The organism is Paenibacillus sp. ICGEB2008 (assembly GCF_000307675.1).
Classification (GTDB): Bacteria; Bacillota; Bacilli; order Paenibacillales; family Paenibacillaceae; genus Paenibacillus; species Paenibacillus polymyxa.
In genome coordinates, this window is record NZ_AMQU01000026.1 from 107,979 (window position 1) to 126,302 (window position 18,324).

The 18,324-nt window shown below is 43.4% G+C and carries 12 protein-coding genes and 3 pseudogenes; 1 reads left to right on the top strand and 14 read right to left on the bottom strand.

Annotated elements, in window-relative coordinates; genetic code table 11:
• Positions 1-274 precede the first annotated feature (274 nt).
• The 9 genes and pseudogenes from C400_RS0121305 to C400_RS0121345 all read right to left on the bottom strand — a co-directional run bounded on the left by C400_RS0121305 (position 275) and on the right by C400_RS0121345 (position 10,358).
• On the bottom strand, positions 275-1,540 hold the full coding sequence (locus tag C400_RS0121305; protein ID WP_017428137.1) for an adenosylhomocysteinase: 1,266 nt from the start codon (positions 1,538-1,540) through the stop codon (positions 275-277).
• A gap of 43 nt (positions 1,541-1,583) precedes the next feature.
• Entirely contained in the window at positions 1,584-3,215 is a 1,632-nt protein-coding gene (bshC, locus tag C400_RS0121310; protein WP_017428138.1) for a bacillithiol biosynthesis cysteine-adding enzyme BshC, read from the bottom strand.
• Between the two features lie 121 nt (positions 3,216-3,336).
• On the bottom strand, positions 3,337-4,275 hold the full coding sequence (locus tag C400_RS0121315; RefSeq protein ID WP_016821552.1) for an ABC transporter ATP-binding protein: 939 nt from the start codon (positions 4,273-4,275) through the stop codon (positions 3,337-3,339).
• Between the two features lie 11 nt (positions 4,276-4,286).
• Positions 4,287-5,237 (bottom strand): ABC transporter permease, encoded by a 951-nt coding sequence (locus tag C400_RS0121320; RefSeq protein WP_016821553.1) that lies wholly within the window; start codon positions 5,235-5,237, stop codon positions 4,287-4,289.
• Positions 5,238-5,241: 4 nt separating this feature from the next.
• Positions 5,242-6,174: an ABC transporter permease gene (locus C400_RS0121325; RefSeq protein ID WP_016821554.1), complete on the bottom strand. Its 933-nt coding sequence runs from the start codon at positions 6,172-6,174 to the stop codon at positions 5,242-5,244.
• Positions 6,175-6,371: 197 nt separating this feature from the next.
• Positions 6,372-8,072, bottom strand: coding sequence for a peptide ABC transporter substrate-binding protein (locus tag C400_RS0121330; protein ID WP_016821555.1), 1,701 nt, complete (start codon positions 8,070-8,072; stop codon positions 6,372-6,374).
• Positions 8,073-8,226: 154 nt separating this feature from the next.
• Positions 8,227-8,617, bottom strand: a pseudogene (locus C400_RS0121335) (DUF3397 domain-containing protein).
• Positions 8,618-8,621: 4 nt separating this feature from the next.
• The gene (locus C400_RS0121340) at positions 8,622-9,602 is read right to left on the bottom strand and encodes a ketopantoate reductase family protein (protein WP_016821556.1); all 981 of its coding nucleotides are present in this window, start codon (positions 9,600-9,602) and stop codon (positions 8,622-8,624) included.
• 105 nt (positions 9,603-9,707) lie between these two features.
• On the bottom strand, positions 9,708-10,358 hold the full coding sequence (locus C400_RS0121345) for an RsfA family transcriptional regulator (protein ID WP_016821557.1): 651 nt from the start codon (positions 10,356-10,358) through the stop codon (positions 9,708-9,710).
• Between the two features lie 296 nt (positions 10,359-10,654).
• Between C400_RS0121345 and C400_RS0121355 the strand changes: the two genes are divergently transcribed.
• Positions 10,655-11,740: a coiled-coil domain-containing protein gene (locus C400_RS0121355; RefSeq protein ID WP_016821559.1), complete on the top strand. Its 1,086-nt coding sequence runs from the start codon at positions 10,655-10,657 to the stop codon at positions 11,738-11,740.
• Between the two features lie 99 nt (positions 11,741-11,839).
• Here the strand turns inward: C400_RS0121355 and C400_RS0121360 are convergent, their stop codons facing one another.
• From C400_RS0121360 to C400_RS0121380, 5 genes and pseudogenes are all read right to left on the bottom strand, one after another.
• Positions 11,840-13,171, bottom strand: a complete 1,332-nt coding sequence (locus tag C400_RS0121360) for a PhoH family protein (RefSeq protein ID WP_017428139.1) — start codon at positions 13,169-13,171, stop codon at positions 11,840-11,842.
• A 301-nt stretch (positions 13,172-13,472) separates the two neighbouring features.
• Positions 13,473-14,535 (bottom strand): annotated as a pseudogene (locus C400_RS0121365) (LCP family protein).
• Positions 14,536-14,660: 125 nt separating this feature from the next.
• Positions 14,661-16,502, bottom strand: a complete 1,842-nt coding sequence (gene typA, locus C400_RS0121370; protein ID WP_016821562.1) for a translational GTPase TypA — start codon at positions 16,500-16,502, stop codon at positions 14,661-14,663.
• A 293-nt stretch (positions 16,503-16,795) separates the two neighbouring features.
• Entirely contained in the window at positions 16,796-17,287 is a 492-nt protein-coding gene (locus C400_RS0121375) for a hypothetical protein (RefSeq protein WP_016821563.1), read from the bottom strand.
• Positions 17,288-17,449: 162 nt separating this feature from the next.
• Positions 17,450-18,108 (bottom strand): annotated as a pseudogene (locus tag C400_RS0121380) (TerC family protein).
• Positions 18,109-18,324: the final 216 nt, after the last annotated feature.

Sequence of the window (18,324 nt, forward strand, 5' to 3'; positions counted from 1 at the left end):
GCATAATAGATTCGCTTTAAAAAAATCAAAGACCTCTTTTTCATTACGAAAAAGTGATAAACCTAGAATTCGGGCATAATGTCTGTTATTGTTGCCCTGCGTCATAAGATGCCAAAAAGCCCCTTATCCCATGAAGTCGAACCCCCGACAATATGCATCAGGTTTCGAAACAACACGGAATAAAGGGCTTATTCTCTATCCATCATGTCAACCTATACAAGCACTTGCTTAAAAATGCACCATTTCTGCAGCGGACATCGTGACCGAAAATAGATTAGGCGTTCCAGCTGTCCAGATAGACCTTTTGGTCTTCTGTTAATGTATCAATCTTGATTCCCAGACTATCAAGCTTGAATCGAGCCACTTGCTCATCAATTTCATAAGGTACATTAATCACAGCTTTACCCAGTTCGTTGTAACGATCATTCACATATTTCAAGCCAAGTGCCTGAAGAGCAAATGTCGTATCCATAATCTCTGCTGGATGACCGTCAGCGGCAGCTAGATTCACGAGGCGCCCTTCTGCGAGCAAATACATTTTACGTCCATCTTTAAAGCGGTATTCTTCGATATTGCGACGCACTGTGCGAATGGATTCGGAGCGTTTAGCGAGCTCAGGCTTGCTAACCTCCACATCAAAATGCCCTGCGTTACACAGCACAGCTCCATCCTTCATAACATCAAAGTGTTCCCCTGTAATTACAGCTTTATTTCCAGTTACTGTAATGAAGAAGTCGCCCAGTTTGGCAGCTTCCACCATTGGCAATACATGAAAACCATCCATATGGGCTTCTACAGCCTTGATTGGATCAACTTCCGTTACAACCACGTTGGCTCCCAGCCCTTTCGCACGCATTGCAACCCCCTTGCCGCACCATCCATAACCCACCACAACCACTGTACTTCCTGCCACAACCAGATTAGTCGTACGAATAATACCGTCGAAAGCTGACTGGCCTGTACCATAGCGATTGTCGAACAAATATTTACAGTAAGCATCATTTACAGCTACCATCGGAAAGTGAAGTTGCCCTTCTTTTTCCAAGGCCTTCAAACGAATAATCCCTGTAGTGGTCTCCTCTGCTCCTCCACGGATCGTAGAAATCAGATCAGGCCGTTCAGATTGCAACAGAGTAACCAGGTCACCACCGTCATCTATAATGAGATCTGGCTTAGTTTCCAGAGCCTTGATTTGCAAATTCTTGAATTCCTCTGGATCTGGATTGTATTTAGCTAATACCGTAACGCCATCTTCTACTAATGCGGCGCAAACATCATCTTGTGTCGACAAAGGATTACTACCCGTAATGGTGACCTGTGCTCCACCTGCTTGTACCACTTTAGCTAGGTAAGCCGTTTTGGCCTCCAGATGTAAACAAATCGTTACCTTCAGACCAGCAAAAGGCTGCTCTTGCTCGAATTGTTGACGTATACGGTTCAATACCGGCATATGGGCTTCTACCCAATCAATTTTCAAATGACCTTCAGGGGCCAAGTTAAGATCGTGAATAATGCTATTTTGCAGAGAATGGGAAGTCATATGTTATTTCCTCCTAAATATTAGTTAAATTCGTTTATGATCATTATACATAAATCACACGATGCGTTCCCGACAGATCCAATGGTACGTTCATAATCATATCCATCAGGTCGAGACCATAACGATTCAGAAAATGATAGATCGTAAATGCACGCTCCTGCGGCTGTCCAAATGGGAAAAGCGACCACTCGATATGATCCCAGTGGCGAAGTGCTGTTCCATTTTGCCGAAGCAGCGCTTCCTCCACCTTTGCCTCCAGATAGGAAATCTGCCCCAGAATTTTCTCGCAGTTGGTTTCTCCGAGCTGTAGCAAACCTTTCTCTATCATCCCTGTCTGCTGTATAAGCGGTTTATAGATGCGGACAAAAGCATCCTTAGCCTCGGAAAACTGATCCTGCATTCCAAGCTGATCTTGAGTGGCGATCCATTGCTTTTTTCGTTCCTCAAGCCCGTCTCTAACTTGGCCAAAAGTTAGTTCGTACTTAAGCATATGCTTTTCCACGCCCGGCTCCAGTAATGTAAAAGACATACGCGGCAGCAGTATCGGCATCTGCATCCCGAGCACTTCGAAAGCGTCCCGTGTAATTGCCCAGTAGGCAATTTCTCCTAGACCCAGCACAGACCCCAGTACCGGGAACAGCGAATCCTGCATGAGCGGACGAGTTAGTACATTGTTACTAAAACGTTCGGGGTGTCTATCTATCTCTTCAAGCAGTTCAACCGCTGTAAATGCCACCAAACCGCGTCGATCTGTGAATAATCCAGCTTTTTTGAAAAGCAGTAGGCGTTCCTCTTCATGAATGTAAAAAAGGTTCGCACCACCTTCATGCACATCCGCTTGTAAGTGATAACCATAGTCCACGATCCGCGTAGCGGTTGTCCTATACGCTGTCTCCAACTCATCATTGTGCTGAACCAACTGTCTAAAAACGGATGCCTCTAGCTTGCGCAGCAAAGGATCTGCAGAATCCATGAGCACCAATCCATAGGTACCAAACAAACGACCCATCAGCTTGGCAAAGGCATCACTTAGTCCATATGACTCTGTCAAACCCTGCTCAATCATGTGCATAATATCGGTCTTATGTTCTGAATCTGGCAAGCATTGCTCTATATCCGCCATCGCTTGCTTCCACTCAACCGTATCGACTTTAATAGCACTAACTGAAGAACGACGTTCAGGCTGCTTATTCAGCTTGATTTTAACTGCTTGCGGGTCTTTTGCCATTACGTATGTATGATTGACCTCGTCCCAGTCATGATCTTCACCAGCAATCCAGAAAATTGGAATAACCGGACGTCCAAGCCGTTCTTCAGCTTCTCTAGCTGCTTTAATAATCGTAGCGGCTTTATAAATGACCAGCATCGGGCCTGTGAACAGTCCACTTTGCTGTCCGCCAACTACTACTAAAGCATCTGGGCTTTCCAAACGGTCCAATGAAGTATGAACCGCCTCATGCGAATTGTGTTGCTCATTGTATATACGAAGACATGCTACGACATCCTTACGGTTTAATCGCAGATGCTCCGTCTTATCCAGCCACTTCGCCCGTTGGGCATAAGCATCGGCGTGCAGAATATCATATTCATACAAATCGCTTGCGCGTCCTGTACCCTGTATATAGTCTTCTGCCAAAGCCGACCCTCCGCGAAGCGTTTCCGGAACTATTTTCATGGGTCTGCCTCCTGTCTCCACCAAAACCTTACTGCTTGATTGTACCGAAAGCCCATGTCCACGTCAAAGCTTCCTACAAAAAAACCGCCGAATAACTCGGCGGTTGGTGTATAGAACAAAATCAAGCGTAAGGTTCAGCTACAAAATGTCCTTTAGACACTTCGATAAGCGTGGCATTTTCCAGATTATAAGCCCCTGCCTTATTATCGGACGCGTTATGAATCGGTCCGCCTTGATCATCAGGCATAATAATTCGCTTTTTGTTGGCTTCAACTTCCGGATCAGGAAGTGGAATCGCCGACAAAAGCATTTTCGTATACGGATGAATCGGATTGGCATATAATTCAGAGCTTTCAGCAAGCTCCACCATTCTGCCTCTATACATTACAGCTACCCGATCACTGATGTGCTTGACCATCGACAGATCATGCGCAATGAACAGGTACGTCAGACCAAGACGTTCTTGAAGCTCTTTCAACAGGTTGACAACTTGAGCCTGAATAGATACGTCAAGCGCTGAAATCGGCTCATCACAAATGATGAACTTAGGATTAACAGCCAATGCACGGGCAATACCAATCCGCTGACGTTGACCACCAGAAAACTCATGCGGATAGCGTGTTGCATGGTCAGGGTTCAAACCAACCAGATCGAGTAATTCCTCAATCCGTTTCTTACGTTCTGCACGGCTACCTGCCATATTGTGAATATCCAGTGCCTCACCAATAATATCAGACACGGTAAAACGTGGGTTCAATGATGCATACGGATCTTGAAAGATCATCTGCATATCACGACGCATTGCTTTCATTTTCCCCGGTGATAATTTGTAAATATCTGTGCCGTTAAAACGTACGCTACCTGCTGTAGGCTCATACAAGCGCAAAATAGTACGACCCGCTGTAGACTTACCACAACCGGATTCGCCAACCATACCCAGCGTTTCACCCTCACGAATATAGAAATTCAGGTTATCCACCGCTTTGAGCACACGGTTTTTGCCAACATTAAAATACTTTTTAAGGCCTTCAACTTCAATTAAATTGTTGCTACTCACCATGATCTCACCTCCTATTTCTTCAACTTCGGATCAAGCGCATCACGCAAGCCGTCGCCAAAAAGGTTGAACGCAAGCATAATCAAACTGATCAAACCTGCTGGGAAAAGCATCCGCCAAGGGTAATACATCCACCCTGTCAGAGCTGATTCAATCATTGAACCCAGCGATGCCTGAGGAGCCTGTACCCCTAATCCAAGGAAGCTCAGGAATGCCTCGGAGAAAATAGCACTTGGAACCGTCAAGGTCAATGTGACAATGATTGGTCCTACCGCGTTAGGCAACAAGTGACGGAACAACAAACGACCTGCACCAGCACCCATTGAACGGGAAGCAAGTACGAATTCTCGGTTTTTAAGTTGCAGCATTTCACCACGTACAATCCACGACATGTTAATCCACCCTGTTACACAGAGCGCAATAATAATGGTGGTGATACTTGGCTCCAGTACAACCAGCAACAGAATTGTAACAAGCAAGTAAGGAATGGAATACAAGATTTCAGAAAATTTATTCATGATTTCATCAACGCGGCCACCAAAGTAACCCATAATTCCACCATAAATTACACCAATCATCAAGTCAATCATTGCAGCAGCCAAACCAATAATCAATGAAATCCGAGCGCCCATCCAAGTACGTACAAACATATCACGCCCCAGATCATCTGTTCCGAACCAATGTTCCGCCGATGGAGGAAGATTGGTGCTCAACAAATCATTCGTGCGGTCATCGTATGGCGACAGCATCGGACCAATAATTGAAGCAAGCACTATGAGAACCAAAACGCTTAAGCTCGTCATAGCCAATTTATTTTTACGAAGACGCTCCCAAGCATCTCGCCAAGCGGATAAGCTTTCACGCTGAATAACTTCAGACTGCTTTTCATCCGCTCCGACCCTCTGGAAATCTTCCGGTTTCACCTGAAGTTTATCCAAGTTCACAGCATTATCTTTAACAGACATAAAGTTATCCCTCCTTCCCGCCAGTAAGCTTAATCCGCGGATCAATAAATCCATATGCAATATCCGTAATAAAACGTGCCACCATCAACAAGATACCGTAAAAAATAGTAACTCCCATAATCATCGTATAATCACGGGTTGTAATACTATCTACGAACACCTTACCGATACCGCCAATCCCGAAGATTCGTTCAATAACAACCGAACCCGTAATAATATTGGCTGTCATTGGTCCTACATAGGTAACAACCGGCAGAATGGCATTACGTATAACGTGTTTGAACATAATTGTAATAGATTTCAAACCTTTAGCCTTGGCAGTCTTAATGTAATCTGCATGAAGCACTTCCAGCATGCTGGAACGCGTTAGTCGAGCGATAAACGCAATCGGTGAAGCAGATAGAGCCGCAACGGGCAAGAAGTAATCCATCGGGCCTTCAAAGCCCATAACATTAAACCAGCCTAACTGTTGAGCAAAGAAAAATTGAATTAACGATGCCAGAACGAAGCTGGGAACCGCAATCCCCATGATAGCTAATACCATAGCGACGTTATCTATGAGCCTACGATGATACAAAGCTGCTAGCATTCCTAGCAAGATACCGACAATTATCGACACGATTATGGCAACAAAACCGAGTTTGAGGGAAACCGTAAACGTTTGTCCGATAATGTCAGTTACACTTTGATTCAGCTTTTTCATAGAAATACCAAAATCACCTGAAGCAATATCACCTAAGTATTTAAAATATTGGACATATACAGGCTTATCCAGCCCATATTGCTCCATTAACCGGGCTTGAATCTCAGGAGAAGTCGCTTTTTCACTCATGAAGGGGTTACCCGGAATTGCTTTCATGAGAAAAAACGTCGCAGAGATCAGAATGAACAAAGACAGCAACATATAGAAAAATTTACTGATCAAATAACGCGTCATTGCCCGTTTACACCCCCCATAAATTATTTTCGACACCATTCGATTTTATCGAAATAGAATTGGACTGTCCAATCTACTTATTTGCATGGTTACATGATGATGGAAAAGACTAGGACACACAAAAAAAACGGGATATATATGGTTCAATCCACATATATATCCCGAAGTAACTATCAAACTTCAGAATTAAGCTTCAGTTACTGTGTAATATACGCTCTTGTGAAATCAATTGCTCCACTAAAGTCAAGTCCAATGTCTTTAACATTCGGTTTCGTTAAAGAAACATTTGAATAGTAATAGATCGGAAGCATTACCATATCATCTTGAACCAAAATTTTCTCTGCTTTCGCAAAATCTTCCATGCGTTTAGCTGGATCAGTTTCTGTTTTAGCAGCTTTAATCAATTCATCATACGCAGGGTTAGCATAACCTGAGTTGTTGTTACCATTGCCTGTTGTCCACATATCCAGGAATGTCATTGGATCATTATAGTCAGCAGACCAACCACCACGAGCGATTTGGAAATTCAGCTTGTTACGTGTTTGGATAAATACGCCCCACTCTTGGTTTTGAGTTTTAACATCTACACCAAGATTTTTCTTCCACATATCAGCTACTGCCAAAGCAATCTTTTGGTGACTTTCACTGGAGTTGTACAGCATAGTTATTGTAGGAAGCGTAGTCATGCCTTCTTCTTTCATACCTTCTTGAAGCAATTTTTTCGCTTCAGTGAAATCTTCTTTGAAGAAATCATCTTTATGCTCACTACGGAATTCTTGAGAAACTCCTTTGATACCTGGAGGTACAAAGCCGTAAGCAGGAATTTGACCGCCCATTGTTACACGTTCAACGATCGGTTGGCGTTGAATAGCCATCGCAAACGCTTTACGGATTTTAGCATTGTTAAATGGTTTTTCTGTTACATTAAACAGATAGTAGTACGTACTTGCAATTCCTTTAGCCTTAAATTCATTAGGCAATTCGTTTTTCACAGCCGTAATTTGGTCAGTAGGAATTTCACCTGTTGGCATACCTGAATAATCAAGTTGTCCACTTCTGTAAGAAGCCAGTTCAGTTGCACCACTGTTTACAAGGGACATTGTGATTTTGCTCAACTTGATCTCGTCTTTACCCCAGTAGTTTTCGTTCTTGGAAACTTCGATCTTTTGACCGCTATCCCAAGCCGTTAATGTGAAAGGTCCGTTAGTAATCATGCTATCTTTCTGAACTGCCCACTTGTCATTACCTTTAATAGAAGGGTTTACAGGATAGAAAGTGTAGAAAGAAGTCAATCCCAAGAAGTAAGGAGTTGGGTGTTCCAGCTCTACTTGCAATGTATGGTCATCAACAGCTTTGACACCTACATCTTTAAAGTCTGTAATTTTTGTTCCTTTATAAGATTTCGAAGTGCTCAGGTTGTAGCCCTCAGCATTCTTGATATAGTACAATTGGTAAGCATATGGAGGTGCAGGAGCCGTCGAAGGGTCCAATACCCGTTGCCAAGCGAATACGAAGTCACTTGCTTTGACTGGGTCGCCATTACTCCATTTTGCAGTATCACGAAGCTTGAACGTGTAGGTTTTGCCGTCATCGGAGATTTTCCAAGATTCAGCAACGCCAGGGATTTCTTTGCCGTCAGGACCCATACGTACGAGACCTTCATACAAAGTTTTCAGAACCGCGTTGGTTTGACTATCCTGAGCTTGTGCCGGATCGAAGGTTGGCGGCTCGGAAGAAAGGTTAACGCGCAAAATTTGCTTGTCGGCCGGGGCCGGCGTAGTCGAGGTGTTTTCTTGTGCGCCCTTACCATTGGTATCATTCTTGCCGCCGCAACCTGCGAGCAGTGCGCCAACTGCAAGAACGAGTGTCAAAAGGACTAAAAAGCTTTTCCTTTTCATCTAGCGTTTTCCCCCTAGTTCTAAAGTGGTATATGTTTATAGATTATACAACCAGCGGTCAAAAAAATCTACATTACATTTCTTCAAATTGAGCTTTTTTTTCAAAAAAAACATGATTAATTCATATTTTTTCATCATTTCATGTCATATTTCATCACATAGAGTTGAATATATTTTTAAATATACCAACAACAGTCAACAAAGTATACGCTAATGTCATCGCCATAAAAGTTAATCTCCAGACCGCTCTACATAATCTTTTGCCATCAACCTTTCCTTTTATTCGGTTTTGAGCTCCTCCAATTAAACCCATTGCCAGTAACAAGAGCAGTAGAATCAAATAAAAACCGAATCGGGATGTAAATAGGACATTAAAGAGTGCTGCGACGGAAAATATCAGAAAAAAAAGTGGTAATATCCATAGAAGTAAGCAATGATTTCTTCTTTTCCATTTTAAGAATGTAGCGACAAACCGCAAACACGATCAAAAACGGAAAAAAGGGAAGAATACTGAAAGTGATAATAGTACCTTGTATAAGACTCAACTGATCACCCCTCTTTTAGCCGCATTCCTTCAATTAATTGCCACAATACCTCATGAGTTGGCGCACTAATCCCAGCTCGCTTTGCCATCTGCACCAGTTGCCCGTTAATGGAAGCAACTTCGGTCATGGAATGTGCAAGTACATCAGCTAGCATAGACGAGTGATTCTCTGCCGTTGCCCGGCAAACATCCATAATTTGATCCCACCATGCGCTTTCCCAGCGGATACCATGAGCTTCATATACTTGAATGCCTTCATCATACAGCTTACGCATCATATGTATTCGAACAGGCTCCGATAGCAGCTCGCCATTCCGAACTCGCCATACGGCTGTCAGTGGATTGATCACAGCGTTAATCAACAACTTGCGATAAATCCCTTTCTCGATTTCTTTCGACAAGCAAACGTCAAATCCTGCTGCAAGCAGCCGATTTAACACATATTGTTTGAAATCAGTGTTGTGCTCTCCCTCTACTTCCTCCGAATATCCAATTTCAGTCACGCCCGATCCTGCATGCACAATGGATGCTGCGCCTTGTTTCTTGGCTCCTTCGGTTGTCACAGCAGGATATACTACAGCTTTAGGCCACGCCTGCCTGATGCGTTCTATATGACCGATTCCATTCTGCAAACAAATAATCCCTGTACCTGTTTCCGTTTGAGCTACAGGCTGGATCTGCTCCAATACTTCTTCTATCGCCCCCTGTTTGGTCAAAAACATGATCCACCGTGCCGAAGTCTGTGAATTTAACCGTTGCCAATCTGCCAATGGCGCTACCTTTAATTGGTCCCCCGATACATGAACAGCCACCTGTCCCTCCTTATCAAGCACAGTAATCCCTTCACGAGCAATGATGTGTGCCTGCTCAAGTGTTCGTGTCCACAGCCTTACTGTAGCACCCGAGGCCGATAATCTCCCGGCAAACAGCAATCCCAGCGAACCCGCTCCAATAATATCAATCACTTTGTATCGTCTCGCTTCCATCTTTTTTTCTACTATATCATATGCACTCCAATGTAATAACAAAAAAAACGCCAACTACGGCCAAGCGATAGTTGACGTTTTATTTAGATAGCTATTGTAATCTTGCTACTCAATGCGCTCCAGATTCCCATTAGCGTCCATTTTGAACCTGGATTTAAGCTCTTCCTCATCTTCAGTGATTAAAGCCAAACGCCGGGCACGGTCCATAATCTGAATCAGAGCTTTATAATCATCATTTACAACACGATAGTCGGTCTGCACATCATTCACTTCTTTGGACAGCCGGTCATTAATGGAGCGAAGCTGATTTAATTCTTCTTCCTTTTCCCGCAAATCTTTCTCCAGCATCTTAATCTGCCGATTAGTCTCCTGCACAGATCCCTTCCATTGACGCAAGAAGCGAATTACAGCATCAATAGATAACGTATCTTCACTCGTGCCATCGGTTCTGTATCCCCCTTCGACTGTATCGAGCGTGGCAAAGGCCGCTACCTGCGATACACCTACTGGGCTCTGCTTGCGAATATAACTGCGCTTCTGGCGCTGCGCTTTGGCAATGCTAATCGCTTCATCGTAACGTTTGCGCACGCAGCTATTCCAACGAAAGCCGCATGCCGCAGAGGTTCTACCTATTTTTTGTCCAACCTCCTCAAACGCAGCGAGCTGTGTTCCACCTTCCCGGATATGCCGCAATGTCACCTCCGCCAATATCAAGTCATCTTCCGCACTCCATGCATCTTGTCTTATTGCAGTCATGCCTCTAGCCCTCCTAACAACATCCTGAAATAACCGTCTTCATGAACCGATCTTGCCGGTATTTGAATAGGGTATAAAAGCTGTTTATTCATTCCTATGCCTCTCGTAGAGTTCATAGAATCTATTTGATACTAAATTGTATTTCCATTTCTGCCAGAACTCATACGTGAAGTAAACAGTTTCGGGTTTCACGCATGCTCTGACTGCTGTACAATAAAATGAATGGTTAAAGAATAAAAAAGGATCATATACATTACCAATAGTCTTTTTCTGGAATACATAAAAGGGGAAACTAAATGAATAAACGAATAAAAATCGCGATCTGCACCCTGCTGGTCCTCATGATGATGCTGACTTCCATATATGTACGTCCTACTTTGGCCGCTCCCTCTCCTGAAGAAAAACAGATTTTACAAGATAGCCTGTCTATCGTGGAGATCGACCATGAAATCGAGCGGATTAGTCAGGAGCAGCAGGCTCTTTTACAGCGTCAGCAGGAACTGCGTAGTAGTCTAGCTGATCAACAGGAGCAAATAAATCTACAACGTAAGCGTGCAGGTTCTGTGCTGCGATCTTACTATATGGGAGAAAGGGACAAGCTGCTGAGTGTAGTGCTAGGGGCTAAAAGTATAAAGCAACTTCTCTCTTTGTACGATTATTACTTATTATTGATTAGTCACGATCAGGATGTGCTTCAGGAATACGAATCCAATTATCAATTTATGCGAAAAACAGAGCAGCAAGTCGCCCAAGCCACGACGGAATTGGGGACGGTTAAAACAAACCTACTGGCACAACGTAAACGGATTCTCCAACTCCAGTCGCGTGTAGATAACGGCGTTAACGCCAGCGATAACCCTGATACTCTACGCAAGTTAATTGGCGAAATGACAGCTTATTGGGAGAATGTAGGGGTATACGAGGTAAATAAACACTTTAAAGCATTAGCTCAAGCAATGCAGGATTTACCCCAATTCATTCAACAACAGCAAGGTGCTATGATTACAAATGGAAAAATCATTACTATAAGCATTCGTGAAGAAGAATTTAACCGTTTTTTAAAGTCAGAGAATGAATTGTTTAATCACTTCAACTTTTCCTTCGTGCAGAATCAGATTGTGGTAGAAGGTCAGCAAGGAACGATGAGATTGAGGGTAGAAGGTCACTATACAGTAGAGAATGAACCCAAAAATGCCATTCTATTTCATGTAGATCGACTGGTATTTAACGGACTGGAATTGCCGGACACGACTCGCAACAAACTGGAAGAAGATTTTGATCTCGGCTTCTATCCACAGCAGCTTATATCATACGTCAAAGCTACAGAAGTACATGCTTTAAAAGGTATTCTTGAAGTTAAGCTCGAATTAAGTTTTAAGTAAGTTTTTGCTCACCTACATTGTTCTGATTTTTGATATGAACAAAACAAAAGACCTCGGGATGTTCCCGAGGTCTTCATTATTTGTAATAACGATCAGGGGTTATAACAGATCAGCTGCCAACTGCGCGAGCTTGGAGCGTTCTCCTTTTTCCAACATAATATGTCCGCTAATCCCTTCTTGCTTAAACCGCTCCACCACATAGGTCAAGCCATTACTGGCTGCATCTAGGTAAGGATGATCAATTTGCTCCGGATCTCCCATCAGAATGATTTTACTTCCCTCACCTACCCGAGACACAATCGTTTTGATCTCATGTCGGGATAAATTTTGCGCCTCATCGATAATAATAAATTGCCCAGGTATCGAACGTCCGCGAATATAAGTGAGCGCCTCAACCTGAATACTGCCCAAGCCCATCAAAATTTTGTCGATATCCCCAGATTTTTTGGCATCAAACAGATACTCCAGATTGTCGTAGATTGGCTGCATCCAGGGGCGAAGCTTTTCTTCCTTTTCTCCCGGTAAATAACCGATATCCTTGCCCATAGGAACAACAGGCCGAGCAATTAACAGTTTCTTGAAGCGATGCTCATCCTCTACTTTAAGCAGCCCCGCCGCCAGTGCCAGTAGCGTTTTGCCTGTACCTGCTTTTCCAGTAATCGTCACAAGAGGGATATCATCATTAAGCAAAAGCTCCAATGCCATCCGTTGTTGAGCATTACGCGCGCTGATTCCCCACACCGATTCGTTACTTAAGTACAAAGGTTCTAATCGCTCTGCCTCCTGGTTTACTTTCAGCAATGCTGATTTTCCAGTGCCCATTTCATCTTTCAAAATAACAAATTCATGTGGATACAGTGTATAAGGTAGTTTCAGTGGTTTGATTGGTAAGAAACGGTTAGAGTAAAATTCATCTATGATGGACGGATGCACCTGTATCGCTGAGTATCCGGGGTACAACTCACTTGGATCGCCCGTTCTATCGGATAGGTAGTCTTCAGTCAGCAGCCCCAATACATCTGCCTTGATTCTGACTAATACGTCTTTACTAACCAACACCACCGAACGCGGATCAGATCGCTCCTGTTCTTCCAAATGATAATTTAAGGCAACTGCCAAAATCCGGTTATCGTTCGAAACCTCCCCGAACATCTCCTGAACTTTCAAAAAACTCCGGTGGTTTAACTCAACCTTAAGCCTTCCCCCTTGGGGAAGTGGAACGCCACTGTGAAGATGCCCCACTTCTCTCAACCCGTCCAACAATCGCGATACATTACGGGCATTCCGTCCAATCTCATCCGCGTTGCGTTTTTTGGAGTCGATTTCTTCCAGAACAACAGCTGGAATAACAACTTCATGTTCTTTGAAGGTAAAAATGGCTTTCGGATCATGCAGTAGCACATTCGTATCCAGCACAAAAATTTTCTTCATTAAATCCCCTCCAAAGCGGCGTGGACAATCTCATGTTTCATACCTATACCTATTCACTGGCTACCCAATACTTGCTGATTCCCTGAAAAAAGAACCCCAAAACAGCATAATGCAACGAAAAGTGTAGCTGAAGATAGCCTCAGAGCCTGTACATTTTTAAAATTAGACACAAAAGGCCCAGTGATTGCTCACTGGACCTAGACTGGGTTCACTTTAAATTTAGTCATACCTCAACCCCCTTATGCTATATAAGAGCTTTACTCGCTGCGAGTATAACATAAGCGGGGAAAAAGATACATACTCAGGAATTGGAAGAAGCTTCAGTGCTGTCGCTTGCTTTTTTGGCTAATTCCTCTTGTAGCGCTTGTTTGGCCAAATCGAGCTGTTGCTCATCAATGTACACATAAGGGCTACGCCACGTTCCTGATACAGGATTGTATTTTACATTTTGCTTGGAAATATTCCAATAGGTTTGTACGATATTTTTCATTTGCTGTGACTCGATATCAGTCATCATATTCTTATCAACCGATTTAATAATTGCACTAAACTTGGTCAAAGCATTAAAGGATTGCATTTGGTCAATTAGGGAATGAAGCACCTGATTTTGTCGACGATTGCGATCAAAGTCGTCAGATTCAGCCGTTCTCGGACGACAATTCGACTTGCGGTAGCGAACAAAATCAAGAGCTTGGTCACCGTTCAAATGCTTGGCCCCAGCTGTCAAGTTAATATCGGTGCCATCAGCACGGTCTCGATAACACATATTTTTGTCAACCGTTACATCTACGCCACCTAGATTATCTACAACATCTCTAAAGCCCTGGAAGTTAATAACCGTTACATAATCAATATTAATGTTTAAATATTTGCCGATCATCTTCTTCATTTGCTCTTCAGCAACTTCACCAGAGTCTTTCTCTCTAGCCTTAAACACCGGATAATACTCATTCAGCTTGCGTGGTTTATACCCATCCATTTCTAGACGCGTATCACGAGGCAAGGACACAATGGTAGACGATTTTGTACTAGGGTTCAATGTAGCTACCATAATAACATCTGACAAATACGTCGGATGGTCAGGGCGATAGTCGGTTCCAAGCAATAAAATAGTCAAAGGCTTAGCCTCAGCCAGTTGCGTTTTGGGCACTTCCTTGTTGATTCCAGTATCCAAAACTTCCTCTACCTGATTGTAAATATAGTAGGTATAACCACCTGCTGCCAAGATACCTATAATGAGTAGAAATAAGACAAACTTCATAAACGATCTGAAAAAGCTTTTTTTTCTTTTTCGTTTTTTTCGGTTTGGCGGATTTTTTCCCGCTTTGTGTCCGGGGAGGCAATCCATTCGAAAGATTACTCATGCTTCAACACCTTTTCCTGCGTTTTGAGAAATATAGCTTTCTCCAAGTTTACAATCCTAAAACACATACAGCGGCGCATCCCATTTCCGGGCGTCGCCGCTGTGGCCAAAGACCAATCCTATGAATTAACTATTTGCTTGTGCTGTTTTACGTTGTTTCTCCGCACGCTCGCGCTCACCTTTGTTCAAGATCTTTTTACGCAAACGAATGGATTTAGGAGTGATTTCACAATACTCATCATCATTCAGGTATTCAAGCGCCTGCTCCAGAGAGAAGATAACAGGTGTTTTCAATTTAACTGTATCATCTTTTGTTGCGGAGCGAACGTTTGTCAATTGTTTTTCCTTACAGATGTTAACGACAATGTCGTTATCACGGGTGTGCTCACCAACGATCATACCTTCATAAATTTCAGTCCCTGGCTCCAAGAACAAAATACCACGATCTTCTACGCCCAGCATACCATAAAATGTAGAGGTGCCGTTTTCCGTGGATACGAGTACACCTTGATGACGTCCACCTACTTGACCGCCAACAAATGGTCCATAGCTGTCAAATGCATGGTTCATTACACCGTAGCCACGAGTCAAAGTAAGGAAGTTTGTAGTGTAACCGATCAAACCACGTGCAGGGATCAGGAATTCCAAGCGAACCTGTCCAGTACCGTTATTAATCATGTTGACCATTTCGGCTTTACGGGAGCCCAGGCTTTCCATAACTGCACCCATGCTTTCTTCCGGAATATCAATGAGGAGACGTTCGATTGGCTCCATTTTTTTACCGTCAATTTCCTTAACGATAACTTCCGGTTTGGACACTTGCAGTTCGTAACCTTCACGACGCATGTTTTCAATCAGGATTCCCAAATGCAATTCACCACGTCCAGATACAATAAAGGCATCCGGGCTATCGGTTTCATCAACACGCAAGCTGACATCTGTTTCGAGTTCTTTCAGAAGACGCTCACGCAATTTACGAGATGTTACCCACTTACCATCGCGACCTGCGAATGGACTGTTGTTAACCAAGAAGGTCATTTGCAGTGTAGGTTCATCAATTTTCAGTACAGGCAACGCTTCAGGATGATTTGGATCGGCAATGGTTTCACCAATGTTGATGTCCTTAATCCCCGCGATCGCCACAATGTCACCAGCGCCTGCTTGATCGGTTTCAATCCGTTTCAGTCCTTGGAAGCCGAACAACTTCTCAATACGCGCTGATTTACTGCTGCCATCACGTTGGATAACTGTGACCGCTTGTCCCTGCTTGATAATACCGCGGTTCACCCGACCTACTGCAATTCGGCCCAGGTATTCGTTATAGTCCATCAGTGTTACGAGGAATTGAAGAGGCTCATCTACTTTCTCAGTTGGAGATGGAATATGCTCTACCACTGTTTCGTACAATGCTTGCATGTTGTCATCTTGCTTTTCAGCATCCAAGCTGGAGGTTCCGTTCAGTGCCGAAGCGTACACAACAGGGAATTCTAATTGATCATCATTTGCACCCAGCTCGATGAACAGATCCAGTACTTCGTCAATGACTTCTGCTGGACGAGCTGCCGGACGGTCAATTTTATTGACTACAACGATAGGCGTCAGATTTTGTTCCAGCGCTTTACGCAGTACGAATTTCGTTTGCGGCATGCAGCCTTCGTAAGCATCAACGACGAGCAAAACGCCGTCAACCATTTTCATGATCCGTTCCACTTCACCACCAAAGTCGGCGTGTCCCGGTGTATCTACAATGTTAATCAGGTAATCTTTGTAAGTGATAGCTGTATTTTTAGCCAAAATCGTAATACCGCGTTCACGTTCCAGATCGTTGGAGTCCATGGCGCGCTCCTGAACAGCCTCGTGTTCTCTAAATGTTCCAGACTGTTGAAGCAACTTATCGACAAGTGTCGTTTTTCCGTGGTCGACGTGGGCAATAATCGCAATATTGCGAATGTTCTCTCTTGCATGCATGGTTTGTATCCATATCCTTTCCGTATATCAAAATAGTGTCTCTATCCTGAAGCAATGCTCATTCAAGGCTAACAATCGTTCTTTAGGCCCACTCCCTGCCAGCCTTCTATATGTTTCAGGCTTTATACAGACAGCTTCTCTCTCCGATTCGCGTGAAAACCTTAAAATAAGCGTCAGAAATCATTCCGACGCTCTTTTCATATCCATTATATTATAGTAGAAATATGTCATAAAGCAAGACATTATTGCCTGTTCCGTAATTTACCGCCATGAAATCTGCACAGCTTGTCGGTTTACCAGTTGCGTTTGCTACGGTTGTTTATGACCAACCAGATTCCAGCTCCAATCAGCAAAACGGCAATAATATACATGATGCCTGTACTTAGCAAGGTAATAATTAATAATAGCACCGATATCAAGCCTAATAGCACGCTCCCTGTGTATACATTGCGAGATAGCGAAATATCATTAATGGCATACTCCCATAATCCAATCGCCACACCCAGAAGGAACATAGGCCATAAGTAGACCATTAAATGCCATCCCCAAGTATTGCAGAGAAAAAAGAGGAAGCCGTATACCGACAAAATCCCTGCCGGCAGCAACATAAAGGGTGATACCTTGCGCATCATATACATTGCATGCAGCACGATTCCAGGTATTAAAATCAGCAAGGGCCAAAGGTTGCGTCCCAAGAAGGAGAACGTCCCCAATTTCCCCAACAAAATAATCAGTCCTACGGCAACAATGCCTACTCCGATCATACGCTCTTTTCCGGAATTCATCGTGGTCTCCTTTGTTTGCTGGATTTGTTTTTGAGTCATTAAATGTAGTTATTTTTAAGTACACTTTTATGAATATAGAGTTTTTACAAAAACCGAGCAAACTCCCCGGCATCTGCAAAACCCTATGTCTAGTTTAGCCGATGTTTTCCAAAAAAACCACGTTCAAATATGACGGGTCCGTAGCTGTCGATATATTCCTGCAATGACAACTGCTACGGCCAGCAAGAGCGGTAACCATGCATGTATAACCTCACCCATGTCTGCTAACCATATGCCAATTTGGGATCACGCAGTAGCATTTCTCCTGCCGTAAAGGCCAGAATGGCAGATCCCAGCAGAACAAGGATCGGGAATCGATGAAGCCAGATTGCTATCACATTGCTGCCCCAGACGACAATCGGAATACTAATTGCAATACCAATGACTATAATAGCAATGTCCCCATTGGCTAGAGCTGCAATAGCTAACACGTTATCTAGACTCATCACAAAGTCTGCTACTAGTATCACTTGTATTGCCTTCCAAATGGTTGTTTCCGCTCTTACTCCTACATGATCATCATTCTCATACAGCAACTTGAATGCAATCCATAACAGAAGTAAACCGCCCGCCGCCTGAATAAAAGGTATGCCCAGCAAAATAACAGCTACAAAAGTCAACACACAGCGCAGAAGGACCGCACCGACTGCCCCCCACCATATTGCTTGACTTCGCTGCCTTGCAGGCAAGTTTTTGCTCGCCATGGCTATAACAACTGCATTATCACCGCTTAGCACCAAATTAATCATTAATATTTTCAATAGCAAAATGATATGCTCCATATGTACAAACACCCCCATCCTACATGTATGCGAAATCGGACGAGGCTATGCTTGCAGGCATTTCAAATAAGTCATCATTTATTAATAACTGATATCCAATTTGTTGATTATATACCTTGAATTCAATAACAAACAGCAATATAATGAATCGTATTTCCGAAAAACGGGTATTAACATAAACAACATGCAATGTTTTTGATGATGTTTAATCAGGGA